This window comes from Arthrobacter sp. GW822-FHT05G07 (assembly GCF_058799755.1).
The window spans coordinates 14,845-32,303 of the sequence record NZ_JBXALT010000010.1; the positions used below are offsets into that span (position 1 = coordinate 14,845).

Below are 17,459 nucleotides of genomic sequence, written 5' to 3' on the forward strand. Positions count from 1 at the left end.
TTATTAGCTCTTCTCTTATATCCAGTTGATGGATAAACTGATTGAGGCTTGCTGGGGAAGCTTCCACCACATCGGTCAATTGAGAGAAGATCATGCAGTCCCACGCCTCTTTTTCAGATGTTTCAGAACTCCAACTCAGCGTGCGCGGTCCCGTGTTCACGCCTGCCGATCCGGGATTCGCTCCGGAAGTAGCGGCCTTCAACCTCTCCACACAGCACCAACCTGATCTGGCCTTTGGCGCCCTCGACGCAGAGGACGTTTCCGCGGCTATTCGCTGGGCGGCCGAGCGGGGAATGCCCGTCTCTGTCCAGTCCACCGGACACGGCGCTACCAATGCCATTGAAGGCGGCCTGCTCATCAGCACCCGCCGGATGTTGGAACTCAGCATCGATCCCCTTGAGAAGACGGCCCGCGTCGGTGCAGGCGTCCGGTGGAAGGCCGTGGTGGAACTCGCCGCGACGTTCGGCTTGATGGGACTTTGCGGTTCAACCACCGATGTCGGCGTGGTGGGTTACACGCTGGGTGGCGGTTTGCCGATCCTGGGGCGCAAGTACGGCTTCGCATCAGACCACGTGATTGCTTTCGAGCTCGTCACCGCCGACGGCACACAGCGCCGGGTGACCAAGGACGAGAATTCGGAGCTGTTCTACCTCCTGCGCGGCGGCAAGGGGAACTTGGGCATCGTCACTGCCATGGAATTCCATCTGTTCCCGGCAGCCGATCTCTACGCAGGCGGAATGTATTTCGACGGCGAGCATGCGCCCGAGGTTTTGCGGGCGTTCAGGGAATGGGTGCCGTCGCTGCCGGTGGACGCATCAGCGTCCATGGCGTTCCTTCGCCTTCCGGATATGGAAATGGTTCCGGAACCACTCCGCGGAAAGTTCGTCATCCATCTCCGCTACGCCTACCAGGGTGATCTGGCAACCGCGGCGGAAGTCCTTGAGCCCATGCGTCACTGTGCCCCGTTCATGATGGACGCCACCGGACCTTTGGACTCCACCCAGTTCGACACGATCCACCAAGACCCGGACCAGCCGGTACCCGTGCGCGAGCACGGTTTCCTGCTTGATCGTTTGGACGACCAAGCCGAAGACGCTTTGCTGCGGCACTTTGGTCCCGGCATCGAAAGTCCTGTGTTGTTGGCAGAACTTCGACTCCTGGGTGGCGCCTTGGCCAAGAGTGCGGACGGGGAGGACATTGTGGGCGGCCGTGACGCGGCGTTCAGCTTCTTCATGGGCGCGATCGCCGTCCCGCCGGTCCTGGACATTCTCCCCGGTGTGTTCAGCGCAGTCCACGAAGACCTCCGACCTGCTGCGAATGCGGGCACGTTCGTGAACCTGCACGGCCATTTTGTGGATGCCGAGGACAGGGAGCGGCCGTGGCTGCCCAGTGCGCGGGAACGGCTCCGGAAGGCGAAAGCCGAGGTGGATCCGAAGAACATGTTCAGCTTCGGGCACGTGGTGGGGCTTCCGGTCATCGATCAGACCGTGTTGCTCGAGGATGTCGTCACGGCCGGCGGCGACGCCGTGCTGAACAACTAAGGAACGCGCCATGCTTGATCGGGTGATGTTTCCGGATTTCTCGGCATTCCAAATAGATATTCCCCACGGATCATGGCCGCACGAAGCGTCATGGCAGGACGCGGGGCACTCGAACCCGGACCTGTACTCAGCCTTCTGGCCCGAGTACCAGGCAAGGAATGAGCCCGAGGCGGTGACAACACAAGCTGCTGAGGAGTGACGGATCACGCGGATCCGCCGGAAGGGACAGTCATTGGGGGCTGTCCCTTCCGCTATTTAAGGACTGCTGCCACTGCAAGGCCTACCGTGGCCACAGTCGCCGGTAGTAGGGTCAGAGCACCAGCCACAGCACGCCCAGGAGCATCACATGAAAAAGCTCATTAATGATCCACGCGCCGTGGTGGACGAGTCCGTTGAAGGTTTCGGCATGGCGCATGCCGACATCGTGGACGTCCATCCCGAGCCTAAATACGTCATCCGGAAAGGCGCTCCGGTAGCGGGCAAAGTCGCCCTGATCTCCGGCGGAGGCAGCGGGCACGAGCCGCTCCATGCGGGCTTCGTTGGGCTCGGAATGCTCGACGCCGCCGTCCCCGGCGCAGTCTTCACCTCGCCTACACCCGACCAGATCATTCCGGCGACTGTCGCAGTGGACTCAGGTGCCGGCGTCGTCCATATCGTGAAGAACTACACCGGCGACGTCCTGAACTTCGAAACCGCGGCGGAGATGGCGCAAGCTGAAGGCGTACACGTGCGTTCGGTGTTGGTGAACGACGACGTCGCGGTGGAGGACTCCTTGTACACGGCCGGCCGACGCGGGGTGGGCGGAACTGTCCTGGTGGAGAAGATCGCAGGTGCATCCGCACAGCGCGGCGACGACCTCGATGCCGTCACGGCCATCGCCGAGCGTGTGGTGGCCAATGTGCGGACCATGGGTGTTGCCCTGTCTGGCTGCACGGTTCCACACGCGGGGACGCCCAGCTTTGAACTCGCGGACGATGAGATCGAGATTGGCATAGGCATTCACGGCGAACCCGGCCGGCACAGGATCGCGATGGAAAGCGCTGACGCCATCACGGATCGCCTGCTGGAGCCAGTACTGGAAGACCTCGCGTTGGCGTCCGGCGACAAGGTGTTGCTGTTCGTCAACGGCATGGGCGGAACTCCACAGAGCGAGCTGTACATCGTGTACCGGCGCGCGGCCCAGGTCCTGGCCGAGCGTGGTGCCACCGTGGAGCGCTCGCTGGTGGGGAACTATGTGACGTCTTTGGAGATGCAGGGCTGCTCAGTGTCCGTGCTGCGGCTCGATGATGAGCTGACCAGGCTCTGGGACGCACCCGTCCACACCGCGGCCTTGCGGTGGGGAGCCTGAGCATGGGGCTGGACGTTGACTGGGCAGTGGACTGGTTGAAGCTCTCCGCCAAAGCCATGGCCGAACACCGGGTGGAGCTGATTGAGCTGGACAGGCCAATCGGCGATTCGGATCACGGCGAGAACATGGACCGCGGTTTCCAGGCCGTGCTGCAAAAACTCGGTGAGACCCCGCCGGAGACTCCGGGCGCGGCGTTGAAGGCTGCGGCGATGGCGCTCATGTCCAAGGTGGGCGGCGCTGCCGGACCGCTGTACGGCACGGCGTATCTTCGGGCAGCAACCTCCTTGGGGGACGCCGGCGATATTGATGCGGAGGCCCTTGCCGCAGCCCTGGCAGCCGCCCGAGATGGCGTGGTGGCCCGGGGCAAAGCCGAGCTCGGCGACAAGACCATGATCGACGCGTGGACGCCCGCGGTTGAAGCGGCCCAAAAAGCCGCGGCGAGCGGCGCTGATCCGGTTGCTGTGTTGGAAGCGGCTGCGGAGGCTGCCGAAACCGGCGCCATGGCCACGGATCCGTTGGTGGCACGCAAGGGCCGGGCCAGCTACCTGGGGGAGCGCAGTGCAGGGCATCGCGACCCCGGCGCCGCTTCCACCGCGCTTCTCCTGAGAGCGGCCGCAGCAGCTGCTGCCGGTTCCACGGCTGACAAGGGAGCCGACGCCGTATGACAGTGGGGATTGTGGTTGTATCGCACAGCAGCAAGATCGCCGAGGGGGCTGTGGAACTTGCCGCGCAGATGGCTCCCGACGTCGACCTCGTCGCCGCCGGGGGAACTGACGACGACCGCATCGGAACCAGCCTGGAGAAGGTGCTGGCCGCCGTCGAGCAGTCCCTGGTTGATTCCGGGGGCGATGGCGTGGTGGTGCTAACCGATCTGGGTTCAGCTGTGATGACCGCAGAGTCTGCGGTGGAGTTCGCCAGCGATCCGGACGCCGTCCTCCTTGCCGATGCGCCGCTGGTTGAGGGACTCGTGGCCGCAGCCGTCGCCGCCCAAGGAGGTGACGGCGTCGGAGATGTTCGCAAGGCGGCCGAAGCTGTAGCCTTCGGCAACGTACCCGCAGGCGTAGGGGGTCCGGCAATCCCTGAGGATAAGGATGAACCGGACGCAAGCGGAGATTTTGAGCTCATCAATCCTTTGGGAATGCACGCCCGCCCTGCCGCGAAGATCGCCGGGGGCCTATCCGGGCTGGACGCTGAGGTAACCGTCAACGGCGTCGATGGCATGTCCATCATGGCGCTCATGGCGCTCGCCGCGGGTAAAGGCTCTATCCTGCGAATCGAAGCCCGCGGCAAGGATGCGTTGAAGGCCGTTGAGTACGTGGGACGGCTTGTGGAGGAAGGGTTTGGCGAGCTCTAAGTTCCAAATTTCCATCCCAGATATTGCTAAGTATGCTGATTAGTGATGTTGTAGAGGTACAGGTTCACTACAAGGAAGAGGTGCGAAACATGGGTGCTGACGACAAGATGGAGAACGCTGGCGAGAAGCTCGGTGGCAAGGCTAAGGAAGCTGCCGGAAAGCTGACGGACAACGAGCGCCTGGAAGCCGAAGGCAAGGGCGACCAGACCAAAGCCGACCTCAAGGGTGCCGGCGAGAAGTTGAAGGACGCCTTCAAGAAGGACTAGAAGTCCACACAGGGCCGCTGCATTGCAGCGGCCCTGTCTTGTTTTGACCCTTGCGAGGCGCCCTTCAGGGGCGCGCTATCTTATGGAGGATCTTCGTGAACATACTGGTAAAACTTTTCGGCCTGGCCGTCAGCCTCGGAGCTGGCGCGCTCGCAAACAAAACGCTGGAAGGCCTCTGGGAGAAGAGAACCGGTAAGCCCGCCCCCAAGGACGGTACAGACCTCAACGACTCCCTGCCCGGCGTGCTCGTCTTCGCGGTTGTTTCCGCAGGCGTTGGCGCCGTAGTTCACGTGCTCACCCAACGGGGCACCAAGAGCGCCCTGGCCCGCATGAAGAAGACTGCTGACGAGGTTTAACACATGGCAATAGCTAAATTCCCCAGTGTCGTCATCGATTGTCCTGATGCGGCTGCTTTGGCTGCCTTCTATGGCGAGCTTTTCGGCTGGGAGATCGAGGACAAAGGCGACTGGTTCGACATCCGTCCCAGCGATGGCAGCAACTGCATCTCCTTCCAACAGGTAGAGGTGTACCAGCCGCCCAAATGGCCCGGCCAAACCATCCCGCAGCAAATGCACCTGGACATGGTGGTGGAGGACCTGGACAAGGGCGAAGAAGTTGCCTTGTCCCTTGGGGCAACCAAAGCCGACCATCAGCCCGGCGAGACGTTCAGGGTGTTCCTTGATCCGGCGGGCCACCCGTTCTGCCTCTGCCTGAGCTAAGGCCTCCCGGCACCTAGCCTTGCTTCGCCGCCCATTCGTCCACGCGGCGGTTGCTCTCTTCTTCGGAGAGGTCCTCCACACGGGTCATGATGGACCAGCGAACGCCGAAGGGATCGCGGATGCTTGCGTATCGGTCACCTGAGACGAAAGTGGACAGCGGCTCGCGGATGGTGGCTCCCGCTTGCTCAGCCTTCTTCACGAGTCCGTCCGCGTCCGGGCAGTAAAGGCCGAGGGAATAGCAGTCGTCCTCGCCGCTGGGCGCCGGCACCAAGTGGTACTCCGGGTTGGGCTCGCCAAGTTGGAGGCGGCCATTGCCGAAGTCGAGTTCGGCGTGGACCACCATCCCGCCCATCTCCGTTTCACCTACAACCCGGGCACCGAACACATCGCGGTAGAACGCGATGGCTTCCCTGGCTTTGGGCACGGCGAGGAACGGCGTGAGGCTGGTCAGGCCGTTAGGGATGCCGTGGGTGGTGTGTTCACCGTGGGCTGCGGTGGTGGGCTCTGTGCTTGTAGTATCTGTCATGGTTACGACGCTACGGGCCTTCTGCCGGGTGGCGCTTGGAGATTTGCGACAGCTTTGATCCGCTTGTGGAAAGGCTCCGATGGAGGGTTCGTTCAAGGGCATCCTGTATCCGGCGCGACTCCCCACCTTCCATCGCTTTCCTGCACCGGCGTCCGTTGCAGACCTGGTGCAGTGGTTCTGGATTCCGGAGTGGAACATCGAACCCGGCCGGTCATCCCGGCAACACGTGATCGCCTACCCGGCGTCCAACCTCGTGGTGCAGGGCGACGTCGTCGAGTTCTCCGGGCCGACCACCCGGGCCGCTTACCGCGACCTGACCGGTCAGGGCTGGGCGGTTGGCGCGTTACTGCGCCCCGCGGCTGTGCCGCTCTTTACCGATCATCCGGGGGCCCTCCGTGACCAGGGAGTTGTGATGGCGCTGGAAGGCCTTCAGAGGGCCGTCTCGGCAGCCATGACCACGCCTTCCGTTGAGATCATGCACGACGGCGGCACGCACCGCGAGCGGGCAGTGGAAGCCTTTGTTGCGTGGCTGAATTCCCTGGAATTTGTTGCCTCCGAGGAGGCGTTGCTCGCGAACCGGATGGTGGACGTGATTACTTCCGAGCCGGACATGATCCTGCTTGAGGACGTGGCATCCCGCCTGGCCGTGTCGCCGAGAACCCTGCAGAGGATCGCCGGAAAGTACGTCGGACTGAGCCCTTCCGCACTGATCCGGCGTAGAAGATTGCAGGACGCCGCCGAGCGTACCCGGTCCAACCCAGCAGCGGACCTTGCCGCGATCGCCGTCGAACTTGGCTACGCCGACCATGCGCACCTGACGAACGACTTCCAGAAGTATCTGGGGTTCACTCCCAGTGGCTACCGGAAGGCCGTTGGGGGAAACCCGGGCTAGTTTTGCTGTAACCGGGGTGGATAGCCACTCCTAGTGCTGCCGCAACCCTTCCTCATCCAGTATCAGGGCCGCAGAAATCATCCGGCCGCACTGTTCGCCGTACGGGTAGTCGCCCTTCGGCGTGAAGGTCACCGTCCTCGCGGGTAATGCCGCGCCGGAAGGGGAAGTGCCGGTCGCGGTCGCCTCAAGGGAACTTTCGGAGAGGGCGGGGAGCTCCAGGAAACCCTGAAGAGTTCCATCCGGCGACGACGTCGCTGAGCACACGCCATCCGGAGTGCAACCTTGGTCAACGGCAGTCGCGCCGGGATTCAGCAAGAGGTCTTTTTCGGTGCAGATCCCATCCTGGCAGGCCTTCAACCGAAGCGAAGCAACGTCGTCTGCGTAGCCGGCTGCGACGGTCAGGGAGATGCCTGCTATATGTCCGATCGCGGGGCAGGCCGCGGGTTCGGCCAAGCATCCGGGAAGCAGTGCGGCGGTCCCGGCAAGGGTTAGTGCCAATCCGATTCTGCCCATGCTTCAGAGTAGGACCGCACGCAGCCGGTGTCGCCGGAATGTCGCATCTGCAGGGCAAAAGGCGCCTGCATCGTTATGGATCCGGGAAGGCTGTTGCGGAACCGATACGCGCGTACCGTCGCTACGCTGGAAGCCGCAATCCGCCGTCGTGCATTTCTGCCAAACCGTCCACCAAGAGGCCGTCCAATGCACGCTCGAGCTGCTCAGGTGCCGAGTTGAGCCGGTGCAGGGCAGCGAGCGGTATTCCGACGCCGGACGGTGCGAATCCCAGATCCGCCGGCGCCTGCTCGAACATCTCGCGGGGCACAGGGGTGGCCGCTTCACGGAGGACGGCCATCACGGCACCGCGGACCTGGCGGTCCGTGCCGTGCCAGGACTGGCCCTTTGGGGTGTACGACGGCGGCGGTTCACCGGCCGCGAGCCAGGCGCAACTGGAGCGCACGGGACAGTCAGCGCACTTGGGACTGCGGGCCGTGCAGACCATGGCGCCGAGTTCCATGACGGACGCGTTCCAACGGACTGAAAGTTCCTTGTCGAGCGGCAGGAGGGCGTCGGCCAGCCGCATTTCACCCGCGGTCAAGGCAGGAGCTGGCAGTGCGTCGCCGGATATGAGCCGCGCGTGGACGCGCCGGATGTTGGTGTCCACCACGGTTTCGCGGCGTCCGAAAGCAAAAGCTGCGACGGCGGCCGCTGTGTAGTTGCCGACGCCCGGAAGGCCGAGGAGTTCGGGATACGTGTCAGGAACCTTGCCGCCGTGCTGCTCACGGATTGCGACGGCGGCAGCGTGCAGCCGCAGGGCCCGGCGGGGATAGCCGAGGCGGCCCCAATGGCGGACGGCAGCCCCCGACGGCTCATCTGCGAGGTGGGCGGGTGTGGGCCAGCGTTCCATCCAGTCTCGCCACACCGGCAGCACCCGGACAACGGGTGTTTGCTGAAGCATCACTTCGCTGACCAGGATGCCCCAGGGGCTGCAATCCGGCTCGCGCCACGGAAGGTCACGGGCAGTCCGGGCGAACCACTGATCAAGGGCTTGGTGGAGGCCTGCCAATTGGCCTGAATCGGGAAGTGTCATGCTGCCATCCACTGTAGTGGAATTTGGGCGGCCCGCCGCCAAGGAGGTATCCCATGGCCGACGTCACACAGGCCGGCATTAGGCCCTTTCGGCGTGGAGGTTAGGTGCCCAAGCGGCCGCGAGCCTAGCCTAGAACCATGGCCAACAAGGGTAAGCAGCAGTCGACCGCGCGCGCATCAGCGTCGGCGAAGGGTGCTGCCCGTGGCTCATCCCGCGCCGGTGCGGCGGGCAAAAGTACCTCAACGAAAAGGCGTCGACCAAGCCCTGCCGTGTATCGGCGTCGTCGGCAGGTGGTTTTTGGCGCCCTGCTGCTTGTTATCGCTTTGGTGATCGGCGGCGTCGTGGCACTCACCGGCGCATTGGCCGGGAACCCTGAGCCGCAAGCCGTGAGCACTGCCGACGCCTCAACGGCACCCACGCCGGGGACTACGCCCACAGGAACAGCGGCGCCGTCACCGTCGGCCTCGCCCGTGTGCGACCTCAACCTCATGACCGTCGCCGCCAAGACCGACAAGCCCGCCTACGGCGCCGAGGAAAAGCCGCTGCTCACCATGACCATTACCAACGGCGGCACCGCCCCGTGCGAGGTCAACGTGGGCACCTCCCAAATGGAGTACCTGCTGATGAGCGGCTCGGACCGGATTTTCTCGTCAAAGGACTGCCAGACGGGCGGCGAGGACCTCATCAAAACCATCCAACCCGGCAAAAGCGAGACTGCGAACTTCCCGTGGCAGCGCAACCGGACGTTGGAAGGCTGCGCCGCGATCACTGCCAAGCCGGGTGCTGGCGGCGCTTACTACACGTTCGAGGCGAGACTCGGGAACAAGTCGAGCCCCAAGGTCGCCTTCCAGCTGAACTAGCGCTCGCCTTTAGAGGAACCGGTCCAGCAGGCTCGCTTCGGCCATGCGGCTCAATCCTTCGCGGACTGTGCGGGCTCGCTGATCGCCGATGCCGTCCACGGTCATGAGGTCGTCGATGGTGGCTGCCATGAGGTTCTGGAGCCCGCCGAAGTAGTCCACCAAACGGTCGGCCACTGCCTTGGGAACGGACTTCAAACCGGACAGCAGACGGTACCCGCGCGGCTGAACCACGGCGTCCAGCTGCTCTACTCCGCCGGCGAAGCCAATGATGTGGGCAATGCGGCTGAGGTCGATCAATTCTGTGGGGCCAAGGTTGAGGAGAGCCTGGACGGCTTCCTCGATCTGCTCAGGAGTGGCGTCGGGATCGGAGTAGTCGCGGATGATGACTTCGCTCCCCGGGCCGCGGCCTACCGTGAGTTCCTCCACCTGGAGGGAGAGCAGGCGGCCGTCTTCACCGAGTTCCAGCACGTACTGGGCGATTTCCTCGGAGATACGGCGAACCATCTCCTGGCGCTGCAGGGTGACCGCAACGTCCCTGACCGTGACCAGTGCTTCGATCTCCAGGGCCGAAAGTGAGCTGGTGACCTGGTCCAGCCTGGCGCTGTACCGCTCCAAGGTCGCCAAGGCCTGGTTGGCGCGGGCGAGGACCTTTTCAGAGCCCTCCAGAACGTGGCGCAAACCGTTCACATAGAGGGCGATGATTTGCATGGACTGGCTGACCGAAATAACGGGAACGCCGGTCTGGATGGCGACACGCTCGGCCGTGCGGTGCCTGGTGCCTGACTCCTGGGTTTCGATGCTCGAATCGGGCACCAGCTGGACGGCTGCCCGAACAATGTTGCTGGCATCCTTGTCACAAATGATGGCGCCGTCCATCTTGGCCAGTTCGCGCAGACGCGTTGGGGAGAAATCGATGCCGATGTCGAATCCGCCCGAACAGATGGAATCGATGGTGCGATCGTAGCCCAGCACAATCAAGGCGCCGGTGCGTCCACGGAGGATGCGTTCGAGGCCATCGCGCAATGGAGTTCCGGGTGCGACTCTGGCAAGGGTCGCCTTGAGCGACTCTTCCGGGCTCCGGGCCATAGGGTTTCCCTTCGAAGGTGCAAGCCATGGCTCACAGACAAGCTGAATCCGGCGTCAGCGCGCACTACCAAAAATGCCCACATGACGACAAGCACAATGATAGGGCTTCCGGACACCGTTAACCGCACCAGCAAGCCCCAAAGTGGGTCATTTCGTGATGTTCGGTGCTGCCTCGAAAGTGGTTTGGCGGCCGATTGATGAAACCCTATTTCCTTCAACCGACCGCCGACCGCGCTAGCGCTGGCCGCGGCTAAGGCCAGTCAGCAAGGCGCTGCCCGCCTCCCGCCACAGTGGCTGGTTACCGGGGCCGGCGGTACTTTCTTCCAGATATTTAATCCAATCGCCGTATTCGCTGATGTCCCGCGCGCTTGCCGCAGCTACGGCATCACATGCGAATCCCACTGCCGTGCTCCCATCGTCCAAGGTGATGGACCCCAGCAGCATGGGTTCGGGCAAGTCGGCGAGGAAAGACCCCAGGGCGGACTCGGAAAGCAACCACCGCTCTGCAACCAGCCCGGTTCCCTGTTCAGATCGAACCACGCCAGGCTTGGGAGGCATGGTTTCCAAGGCCACCATCCGGTACCGTGACGCAGTGACCACTTGGCCGTCCCAGAAAGCTCCACGCCGCTCAAGTTCGGCGGCCAAGGGCTGGCCTTTCCGGTGGGCGCCCACCACCACCAGCGGAACGACGCCGGCGCCCGCGGCAACCGGCCAGGGAACCATTGGCGCGGCAGTCCTGGCACCGGCAGCTCCGGCGGCGAACAGTTCGGGGTGCTCGGGGGTCAGCTCGATCCGCCGTGCAATATCCGCCGCCACCCCATCCTGGAACGTCCGACCAACCACCGTCAGGCCGAACTGGGAGATGCCGTCTGTGTCACGAACAGTTCCTGCCGGAACGGCGACGGCACTGAGGTCGAAGAGGTTGCAGAAATTGGTATACGTACCCATCCGGGAATTGACCCCCACGGGATCGGCCGCGACCTCTGCCAGCGTCGGATGGAAAGGTGCGGTTGGCACGATCAGGGCATCGAAGCCGGCCAGCCGCCGCATAGCCTCTGCGCGGAGCCGCTCCAATGCTGCGGAGTCTGCGACGTACTGGTGTGCGGGGACCTTGCCGGCGGCGGTGATGATCCCCGCCACAGTGGGGTCGAGCGTGGCGGAAACCCCTCCGGCTTGCACCGTGTCAACAAAGTTCCCAACGGCGGCGTAGCGTTCGGCCACCAATCCGCCGTCGTACAGCAGCCGTGCAGCCTCGAGGAAAACGTCCAACTCGATGGCTTCGGCCACCACGCCCGTGGAGCGCAGCCGTTCGATCTGCGCCTCGAACTCGAGCGCCCACGCGTCCGGGAGGGCCGGCAGGGTAGCTGGGTAAGCCACCCGCGGCGTGGCAGGCGCAGCGAGCTTGACGTCCGCGGGCCAGCTGCGGCACTCACCGGCCATGATGCCCATGGCGAGTTCCGCAGTGGCGAGGTCGCGCGCGAAAATCGTGGCGGTGTCCCAGGAACGGCACGCCGGAACTACGCCATCGGTGGACACCACGCCCAGGGTTGGTTTGATCCCCACAATTCCTTGCAGCGCCGCGGGAATCCGGCCCGAACCGGCGGTGTCCGTCCCGATGGCAAGGTCCACGAGCCCCAAGGCCACTGCCACGGCAGAACCCGAACTCGAACCGCCGGAAATACGGTCAGGACGCCGCGAATCGCGCACAATTCCGTAAGGGCTGCGGGTACCCACCAGTCCCGTGGCGAACTGGTCCAGGTTGGTGGCCCCCAGCACCAACGCCCCCGCAGCGCGGAGCCTCGCAACCGGCACCGCATCCCGGGCGGGCACCTCGCCAAAACCGGGGCACGCCGCCGTCGTAATCACACCGGCAACGTCCACGTTGTTCTTCACGGCGAGCAGGAGACCCGCAAGCGGCAGGTCCTCCCCGGCGGCAGCCGCCGCATCGATCCTGGCCGCCTCTGCGAGTAGTTCCTCCCGCCCGCGCAGATGGATCCAAATTTCAGGACGGTGGACGGCGTCAATCGCCCCAAGAGCGGAGAGGACGCGTTCCACGGTGCGCCCGCTCATGACGCGCTTCCTTCCAGCACGAGTGCGGGTTCCCGGATGTCCACAGGCTCAAGCACCACAAGGGCCTCGCCTGCTACCACCTGAGCACCGGCCGTGGGCCGGACTTGTTGGACCACACCATCCACCGGAGCCTGGATGACCGTCTCCATTTTCATCGCCTCGAGGGAAACCAACGACTGGCCGGCCACCACCAGGTCACCGGGTTCCACGTCCACCTTCCACACACTCGCGGCGAACGGGGACGTGACCAAGGTGCCGCCGTCGGGAACCACTACGTCGTCGGCCGGCGGGGCCAAGGACACAGCCTGCTCGGCACGATCGAACTCGCCGGCTTCCTCCCAGGCATGGCGTTCCACGGCGAAAGCAGCGGACTGGGTTTCCCGGAACTCGGCAATGGAGACACTGTTGCGTTCCAGGAATTTCTCATGCTCCGCGAGGGAGAACGTACCTTCCTCAATTTCCACGCCCCGACCCCTTCCAGCAGCCATGTCAGCCCGAAGATCCAGGAGTTCCTCAGGGTTGACCGGGTACCAGGAAATGCGGTCAAAGAACCGGAGAAGCCACGGGGAGCCCGGCTCAAAAGGCGCAGCGTCCGCATAGCGCGACCATACTTGCGTGGTCCGTCCAACAAACTGGTAGCCGCCAGGACCTTCCATGCCGTAAATGCACATGTAGGCACCGCCAATGCCCACGGCGTTCTCCGGGGTCCACGTGCGGGCGGGGTTGTATTTGGTGGTGACCAGCCGGTGCCGCGGATCCAAGGGCGTTGCCACCGGAGCTCCGAGGTATACATCGCCCAGTCCCAACACGAGGTACTCGGCGTTGAAGACTGTATCGAAGACGTCATTCACGGAGTCCAAGCCGTTGATGCGGCGGATGAACTCGATGTTCCACGGGCACCACGGGGCGTCATCGCGGACACCTGCCATGTAACGCTCGATTGCTTCACGGGTAGCGGGATCGTCCCACGACAACGGGAGGCGGACGCTGCGGCTAGGCACCACCAACTCCGAACTGGCAGGGAGCGAAGCATCCACCTCGCGCACCAGGCCCAAAAGCTTGGGAGTGGGCAGGACGGATGGATCAGCCTTGATCTGCAGGGAACGGATGCCCGGGGTCAGATCCACGATGCCCGGGATGCCCAGACGCTCAAGTTCCTGGTGCAGGGCGTGGACGCGGGCACGGAGGCCCAAGTCCAGCACCATGTCCCCGTACTCCACCAGAAGATTGTCATCACCGGAGCGGCGGAAGGTGACCGCCGGCCGCCCCTCGCCTTCAGGCACCCGGCCAAGCACGCCGTCGTCGCCGTCCCCTCGCAGCAGTCCGGCGGCGCTGCTGCTGAAGTCCGTTCCGCCCGGGAGTATCAGCTGCCGTGCAGCGCCGAGTTCCTTGACGGAAGGTGCCTCAACCGAGCGGATCGGCATAAAGCGGACCTTGTCACCAGGCCGCAACTGCCCCAGCTTCCAGCGCTCGCCGGTCACCACGGTGACGGGGCAGACGAAACCGCCAAGGCTGGGACCATCCGGACCCAGCAGGATAGGGGTATCGCCGGTGAAGTCCAAGGCACCCACCGAATAGGCGGTGTCGTGGATGTTGGAGGGGTGCAGCCCGGCCTCACCGCCATCATTACGCGCCCAGCGCGGCTTGGGCCCGATCAGGCGGACGCCGGTGCGGGCGGAGTTGAAGTGGACCTCGTATTCGGCGGCATAGAGCTCTTCAATGTCTTCACGTTGGAAGAATTCCGGTGCGCCATGCGGCCCTTCCACCACTTTCAGCTCCCAGTCGGAAGTGAGTGCCGGGCGGCTCTCCTCAGGAACTACGCCGGGGACGGTTTCGGGGAGGTGGTCGCTGACCGTGCGGAGCACATCGCTGGTCCGCAGCACACGGCCGCCGTGGCCGCCGAACTGGCCCAAGGTGAAGGTGGACGCACTGCCGAGGTATCGGGGAACATCCAGCCCGCCTTCAAAGAGAATGTAACCTCGCAGCCCGGATCCGTCTGCTGACCCGACGTCCAGGAGGCCGTTTTCGGGGACTGTGATGGGCTCCCAGGTGTTGGCCGTGTTGCCGTTGACCGTCACGGTAACGTCCGCGCCGGTGACGCACACCGTTGTGGCGTGCGTGAAACGGAGCGCCGGCCCGGCCATGGTGAATTCCAGCCCGGGTGCGCCCTCCGGGTTACCCAGCGCGACGTTGCCCAGCCGGAACGACAAATCATCCATGGGTCCGCTGGGCGGCACGCCGATCTGCCAGAGACCCGTCCTGCCCGGCCAGTCCTGCACGCTGGTTTGGAGGCCGGGCCGTTCAACGGTGATCCGGGGCTCAGGATCGCCCACGGTGTTCAAGGTTCCAGTGGAATGTTCTGCTGCACGAACTACCTCCATCCCGGCCACGGCACGCAGCATGCCCAGATTCGTTTCGATACCGTCGATCCGGGTCTCTGCCAGCGCAGCGGCCAGGGCGTCGAACGCGGCGTCGCGGGTGGTACCGGACGTGATGACCTTGCCCAGCAGGGGATCGTAGCTGGTGGAGACTTCGCTGCCGGTCTCCACCCAGGCGTCAATGCGTACGACGTCGGAGGCCGGGTATTGCGCGTTGGTGACCGTTCCGGCGCTGGGCTGGAAGTTCCGGGCAGGGTCTTCTGCGTAGATGCGGGCTTCCACTGCGTGTCCTGAGACGGGCACACTGTCCGGCACTCCCTGAAGCACTGGCTCCTGCTGGGCCAAATTCAGCATCCACTCCACCAGGTCCACTCCGGTGATGGCTTCGGTGACGGGGTGCTCAACCTGCAGCCGGGCGTTGACTTCCAGGAAGGATGCTTCCCGGCGGACGGGGTCGTAAACGAACTCAACCGTGCCTGCAGAGCGGTAGCCCACGGAGGCGCAAAGCGCACGGGAGCTCCGGTGTAGTTCCTCCCGCAAAGCGTCCGGGAGATCTGGTGCGGGCGCTTCTTCAAGTACTTTCTGGTGGCGTCGTTGCAGTGAGCAGTCGCGGTCACCGAGGCTTACTACGCGGCCCTCACCGTCCCCGAACACCTGGACTTCCACGTGGCGGGCATGCTCGATGTACCTTTCAGCGAAGACGCCGGCAGTTCCGAAGCTGGAGCTGGCCAAACGGGCCACCCGGGAGTAATTGTCGCGGAGTTCGGCTTCGTCGCGGCAAACTGCCATGCCGATGCCGCCGCCACCGCCGGTTGCTTTGAGCATGAGCGGGTAGCCGATGGTTTCCGCCGCTGACACGGCTTGGTCCACGTCGTCAAGCAGGCCGGATCCCGCGATCATGGGAACGCCTGCACGTTGCGCTGCATCCCTCGCTGTGTGCTTGGTCCCGAAGATTCGGAGCTGTTCGGGGGTGGGCCCCACAAAGACGAGCCCTGCTGCCTCCACCGCTTCGGCGAAAGCAGCGTCCTCGGACAAGAATCCGTAGCCGGGGTGAATGGCACCGGCGCCGGTGGCAGCCGCCGCATTCAGGATGGCCTCTACCTTCAGATAGGACTCCTTGGCGGGTGCAGGTCCCAACAGGACGGCCTCATCTGCGAGCTTCACATGCTTGGCGCCACGGTCAGCCTCGGAGAAAACGGCAACAGTGCGCAGCCCCGCCTTGCGTGCCGATTCGATGATCCGGCAGGCGATCTCGCCGCGGTTGGCAATGAGAAGGGTGTCGAAACGGTTCATGCGCGGGCCTCCGGACGTGTGACGATCATGCGCACCGGCGTGGGGTTGAAGCCGTTGCAAGGGTTGTTGATTTGGGGGCAATTGGACACCAGCACCAGGGTGTCCACTTCGGCGCGGAGTGCCACGCGCTTGCCGGGTGCGGACAACCCGTCCACAATGCCCAGGGCGCCGTCCGGATCCACCGGCACATTCATGAACCAGTTGATGTTGGACACCAGGTCCTTCTTGCCCAATTCCCACTTGGCGCCTTCAATGAGGAAGTTCTCCACGCAGGCGTGCTGTTCATGGGTGTGCTGGCCGTAGCGGAGGGTGTTGGATTCCTGCGAGCAGGCACCGCCAATGGTGTCGTGGACGCCAACCTCATCAGCCACCACGGTCATGAGTTCCCGGCCGCTGTCTGCGCGCAGGATGGAGCCGGTGGTGAGGAAGATCGAGCCCTGACCCGCGATGGTCGCCGCTGCTGAGTACCGTGTCCCGGTGTCATGTGCTGCGTAGAGGATGCAATCCACGGCCTGGTTACCGTCCAGGTCCACAATCGTCAGGATGTCACCGGCTGCCACCACGGCGGACCACGGGCCGCGTGCTTCCACCAGTTCGTCCAGGACTACTTTCCCGGGGACCAGTGCGGGGCTGATATCTGCGACTGCATTCATGCTGATGTCCTTGCGTTGTAGTCGAGTTCTGTGTTGTGGAGGGCCAGACGCCCTTCCGGGCCCAGGTCAACAGTGAAGTTTCCGTCTACGAGGGCCGCGAGGTCCTGCGGAGCCCGCCACGCCACGATGTCCACGGCGCTTCCGGTGAAGTCCGGGCGTGGGTCCAGCGGGTGGGCGGTATTGGCCAGCACCAGCACCGCGTCCATGTGGAGGAGAAGTTCGACGACGGCCCCGGCGCCGGCGCTGCCGGCAAACTGCGTGCGGCCATTCCGGTCCACGGTGACGCCCTTGAAAAATGACAACGACGGCGGCAATTCCCTTTGGCCGACCCCGTGCTTCATGCCGCCAAGAGTGAGGAGTTCGCGGCCTGCCGGTGACGGGCTGTGGGCTGAGCCGGCACCGTACTTAGCCGTGTTACCAGCCAGGTTGGTGGTGCCGGTGAGGGCATCGTGATTGCCGGAGGAATCGGCCACAACGGTTGCCATGAGCCGTCCGGCGTCGGAAAGAAGCGGGTGGCCCGTGGTCATGTAGGCCTGCCAGGGGACTTTGACTGTGTCCGCAACGTTGAGCCGCTCATGCTGGGCACCGCTTCGGATGATGACAGCGTGAACGCAAGCATCGCCGTCGAGGTCCGTGAGCCTCAGGCGCGTCCCGCGGGCCAGTTCCAGATGGGTGTAGCGGCCGAAGGCGAGTGTTTCCGCCCAGGTCAGGGAGTCCTTTGCCTCCGCGGGGAGGTTTTGGGTCAAACGTGCAGGGGCCGAAGCTGGCGGGACGTGGATCATGGTTTCGGCTGCGCGACCGTGCTGGGCCCGTGCATGCAGCTTGGCGCCGGCAGTCGTGGCGGTGCCGGGAGCGCTTTCAAGAGTCTGAGTCATGGCAATCATTTCT

Annotated in this window: 18 protein-coding genes; 10 read left to right on the forward strand and 8 right to left on the reverse strand. The window is 64.2% G+C overall.

The window, feature by feature from the left end; genetic code table 11:
* Window positions 1-92 precede the first annotated feature (92 nt).
* The 8 genes from AC1RJY_RS17135 (at window position 93) to AC1RJY_RS17170 (ending at window position 5,228) form a co-directional block, all read left to right on the forward strand.
* Window positions 93-1,541 (forward strand): FAD-binding oxidoreductase, encoded by a 1,449-nt coding sequence (locus AC1RJY_RS17135; protein WP_498602809.1) that lies wholly within the window; start codon window positions 93-95, stop codon window positions 1,539-1,541.
* Between the two features lie 10 nt (window positions 1,542-1,551).
* Window positions 1,552-1,740, forward strand: a complete 189-nt coding sequence (locus tag AC1RJY_RS17140) for a hypothetical protein (protein ID WP_210065110.1) — start codon at window positions 1,552-1,554, stop codon at window positions 1,738-1,740.
* A 147-nt stretch (window positions 1,741-1,887) separates the two neighbouring features.
* Window positions 1,888-2,889 (forward strand): dihydroxyacetone kinase subunit DhaK, encoded by a 1,002-nt coding sequence (dhaK, locus tag AC1RJY_RS17145; protein WP_011772943.1) that lies wholly within the window; start codon window positions 1,888-1,890, stop codon window positions 2,887-2,889.
* Between the two features lie 2 nt (window positions 2,890-2,891).
* Window positions 2,892-3,554 carry a dihydroxyacetone kinase subunit DhaL gene (gene dhaL, locus AC1RJY_RS17150; protein WP_498602810.1) on the forward strand — a complete coding sequence of 221 codons (663 nt, stop codon included), beginning with the start codon at window positions 2,892-2,894 and terminating at the stop codon, window positions 3,552-3,554.
* Window positions 3,551-4,243: a dihydroxyacetone kinase phosphoryl donor subunit DhaM gene (gene dhaM / locus AC1RJY_RS17155; protein ID WP_498602811.1), complete on the forward strand. Its 693-nt coding sequence runs from the start codon at window positions 3,551-3,553 to the stop codon at window positions 4,241-4,243. The genes dhaL and dhaM overlap by 4 nt, the downstream gene beginning before the upstream one ends.
* A gap of 89 nt (window positions 4,244-4,332) precedes the next feature.
* The gene (locus tag AC1RJY_RS17160; RefSeq protein WP_035760998.1) at window positions 4,333-4,509 is read left to right on the forward strand and encodes a CsbD family protein; all 177 of its coding nucleotides are present in this window, start codon (window positions 4,333-4,335) and stop codon (window positions 4,507-4,509) included.
* A 95-nt stretch (window positions 4,510-4,604) separates the two neighbouring features.
* Window positions 4,605-4,865 (forward strand): DUF4235 domain-containing protein, encoded by a 261-nt coding sequence (locus AC1RJY_RS17165; protein WP_011772947.1) that lies wholly within the window; start codon window positions 4,605-4,607, stop codon window positions 4,863-4,865.
* Between the two features lie 3 nt (window positions 4,866-4,868).
* Entirely contained in the window at window positions 4,869-5,228 is a 360-nt protein-coding gene (locus tag AC1RJY_RS17170; protein ID WP_011772948.1) for a VOC family protein, read from the forward strand.
* Window positions 5,229-5,241: 13 nt separating this feature from the next.
* Here the strand turns inward: AC1RJY_RS17170 and AC1RJY_RS17175 are convergent, their stop codons facing one another.
* Complete coding sequence (locus tag AC1RJY_RS17175) at window positions 5,242-5,754, reverse strand: VOC family protein (protein ID WP_210065102.1); 513 nt, start codon at window positions 5,752-5,754, stop codon at window positions 5,242-5,244.
* A gap of 79 nt (window positions 5,755-5,833) precedes the next feature.
* Between AC1RJY_RS17175 and AC1RJY_RS17180 the strand changes: the two genes are divergently transcribed.
* A complete protein-coding gene (locus AC1RJY_RS17180; RefSeq protein ID WP_498602812.1) occupies window positions 5,834-6,646 on the forward strand; it encodes a helix-turn-helix transcriptional regulator in 813 nt (270 codons plus the stop codon).
* 30 nt (window positions 6,647-6,676) lie between these two features.
* Here AC1RJY_RS17180 and AC1RJY_RS17185 read toward each other — a convergent pair whose 3' ends face one another.
* A complete protein-coding gene (locus tag AC1RJY_RS17185) occupies window positions 6,677-7,159 on the reverse strand; it encodes a hypothetical protein (RefSeq protein WP_498602813.1) in 483 nt (160 codons plus the stop codon).
* A 121-nt stretch (window positions 7,160-7,280) separates the two neighbouring features.
* A complete protein-coding gene (locus AC1RJY_RS17190; protein ID WP_043469593.1) occupies window positions 7,281-8,231 on the reverse strand; it encodes an iron-sulfur binding domain-containing protein in 951 nt (316 codons plus the stop codon).
* Between the two features lie 137 nt (window positions 8,232-8,368).
* On the opposite strand from AC1RJY_RS17190, the gene AC1RJY_RS17195 reads away from it, so the two are divergent.
* Complete coding sequence (locus AC1RJY_RS17195; RefSeq protein ID WP_011772954.1) at window positions 8,369-9,091, forward strand: hypothetical protein; 723 nt, start codon at window positions 8,369-8,371, stop codon at window positions 9,089-9,091.
* Between the two features lie 9 nt (window positions 9,092-9,100).
* On the opposite strand, the gene disA is transcribed toward AC1RJY_RS17195, so the two are convergent.
* The 5 genes from disA to AC1RJY_RS17220 all read right to left on the reverse strand — a co-directional run bounded on the left by disA (window position 9,101) and on the right by AC1RJY_RS17220 (window position 17,455).
* Window positions 9,101-10,177, reverse strand: a complete 1,077-nt coding sequence (disA, locus tag AC1RJY_RS17200; RefSeq protein ID WP_011772955.1) for a DNA integrity scanning diadenylate cyclase DisA — start codon at window positions 10,175-10,177, stop codon at window positions 9,101-9,103.
* 234 nt (window positions 10,178-10,411) lie between these two features.
* A complete protein-coding gene (gene atzF / locus AC1RJY_RS17205) occupies window positions 10,412-12,247 on the reverse strand; it encodes an allophanate hydrolase (RefSeq protein WP_498602814.1) in 1,836 nt (611 codons plus the stop codon).
* Window positions 12,244-15,918, reverse strand: coding sequence for an urea carboxylase (gene uca / locus AC1RJY_RS17210; RefSeq protein WP_498602815.1), 3,675 nt, complete (start codon window positions 15,916-15,918; stop codon window positions 12,244-12,246). The genes atzF and uca overlap by 4 nt, the downstream gene beginning before the upstream one ends.
* The gene (locus AC1RJY_RS17215; protein ID WP_011772958.1) at window positions 15,915-16,571 is read right to left on the reverse strand and encodes an urea amidolyase associated protein UAAP2; all 657 of its coding nucleotides are present in this window, start codon (window positions 16,569-16,571) and stop codon (window positions 15,915-15,917) included. The genes uca and AC1RJY_RS17215 overlap by 4 nt, the downstream gene beginning before the upstream one ends.
* Window positions 16,568-17,455, reverse strand: a complete 888-nt coding sequence (locus AC1RJY_RS17220) for an urea amidolyase associated protein UAAP1 (RefSeq protein WP_498602816.1) — start codon at window positions 17,453-17,455, stop codon at window positions 16,568-16,570. Before AC1RJY_RS17220 ends, AC1RJY_RS17215 begins: the two co-directional genes overlap by 4 nt.
* Window positions 17,456-17,459: the final 4 nt, after the last annotated feature.

What these genes read in the sequence shown, in the direction of transcription:
- AC1RJY_RS17135 (WP_498602809.1), top strand. Translation starts at nt 93, where the DNA reads ATGCAGTCCCACGCCTCTTTTTCAGATGTTTCAGAACTCCAACTCAGC.
- AC1RJY_RS17140 (WP_210065110.1), top strand. Translation starts at nt 1,552, where the DNA reads ATGCTTGATCGGGTGATGTTTCCGGATTTCTCGGCATTCCAAATAGAT.
- dhaK (WP_011772943.1), top strand. Translation starts at nt 1,888, where the DNA reads ATGAAAAAGCTCATTAATGATCCACGCGCCGTGGTGGACGAGTCCGTT.
- dhaL (WP_498602810.1), top strand. Translation starts at nt 2,892, where the DNA reads ATGGGGCTGGACGTTGACTGGGCAGTGGACTGGTTGAAGCTCTCCGCC.
- dhaM (WP_498602811.1), top strand. Translation starts at nt 3,551, where the DNA reads ATGACAGTGGGGATTGTGGTTGTATCGCACAGCAGCAAGATCGCCGAG.
- AC1RJY_RS17160 (WP_035760998.1), top strand. Translation starts at nt 4,333, where the DNA reads ATGGGTGCTGACGACAAGATGGAGAACGCTGGCGAGAAGCTCGGTGGC.
- AC1RJY_RS17170 (WP_011772948.1), top strand. Translation starts at nt 4,869, where the DNA reads ATGGCAATAGCTAAATTCCCCAGTGTCGTCATCGATTGTCCTGATGCG.
- AC1RJY_RS17175 (WP_210065102.1), bottom strand. Translation starts at nt 5,754, where the DNA reads ATGACAGATACTACAAGCACAGAGCCCACCACCGCAGCCCACGGTGAA.
- AC1RJY_RS17180 (WP_498602812.1), top strand. Translation starts at nt 5,834, where the DNA reads ATGGAGGGTTCGTTCAAGGGCATCCTGTATCCGGCGCGACTCCCCACC.
- AC1RJY_RS17185 (WP_498602813.1), bottom strand. Translation starts at nt 7,159, where the DNA reads ATGGGCAGAATCGGATTGGCACTAACCCTTGCCGGGACCGCCGCACTG.
- AC1RJY_RS17190 (WP_043469593.1), bottom strand. Translation starts at nt 8,231, where the DNA reads ATGACACTTCCCGATTCAGGCCAATTGGCAGGCCTCCACCAAGCCCTT.
- AC1RJY_RS17195 (WP_011772954.1), top strand. Translation starts at nt 8,369, where the DNA reads ATGGCCAACAAGGGTAAGCAGCAGTCGACCGCGCGCGCATCAGCGTCG.
- disA (WP_011772955.1), bottom strand. Translation starts at nt 10,177, where the DNA reads ATGGCCCGGAGCCCGGAAGAGTCGCTCAAGGCGACCCTTGCCAGAGTC.
- atzF (WP_498602814.1), bottom strand. Translation starts at nt 12,247, where the DNA reads ATGAGCGGGCGCACCGTGGAACGCGTCCTCTCCGCTCTTGGGGCGATT.
- uca (WP_498602815.1), bottom strand. Translation starts at nt 15,918, where the DNA reads ATGAACCGTTTCGACACCCTTCTCATTGCCAACCGCGGCGAGATCGCC.
- AC1RJY_RS17215 (WP_011772958.1), bottom strand. Translation starts at nt 16,571, where the DNA reads ATGAATGCAGTCGCAGATATCAGCCCCGCACTGGTCCCCGGGAAAGTA.
- AC1RJY_RS17220 (WP_498602816.1), bottom strand. Translation starts at nt 17,455, where the DNA reads ATGATTGCCATGACTCAGACTCTTGAAAGCGCTCCCGGCACCGCCACG.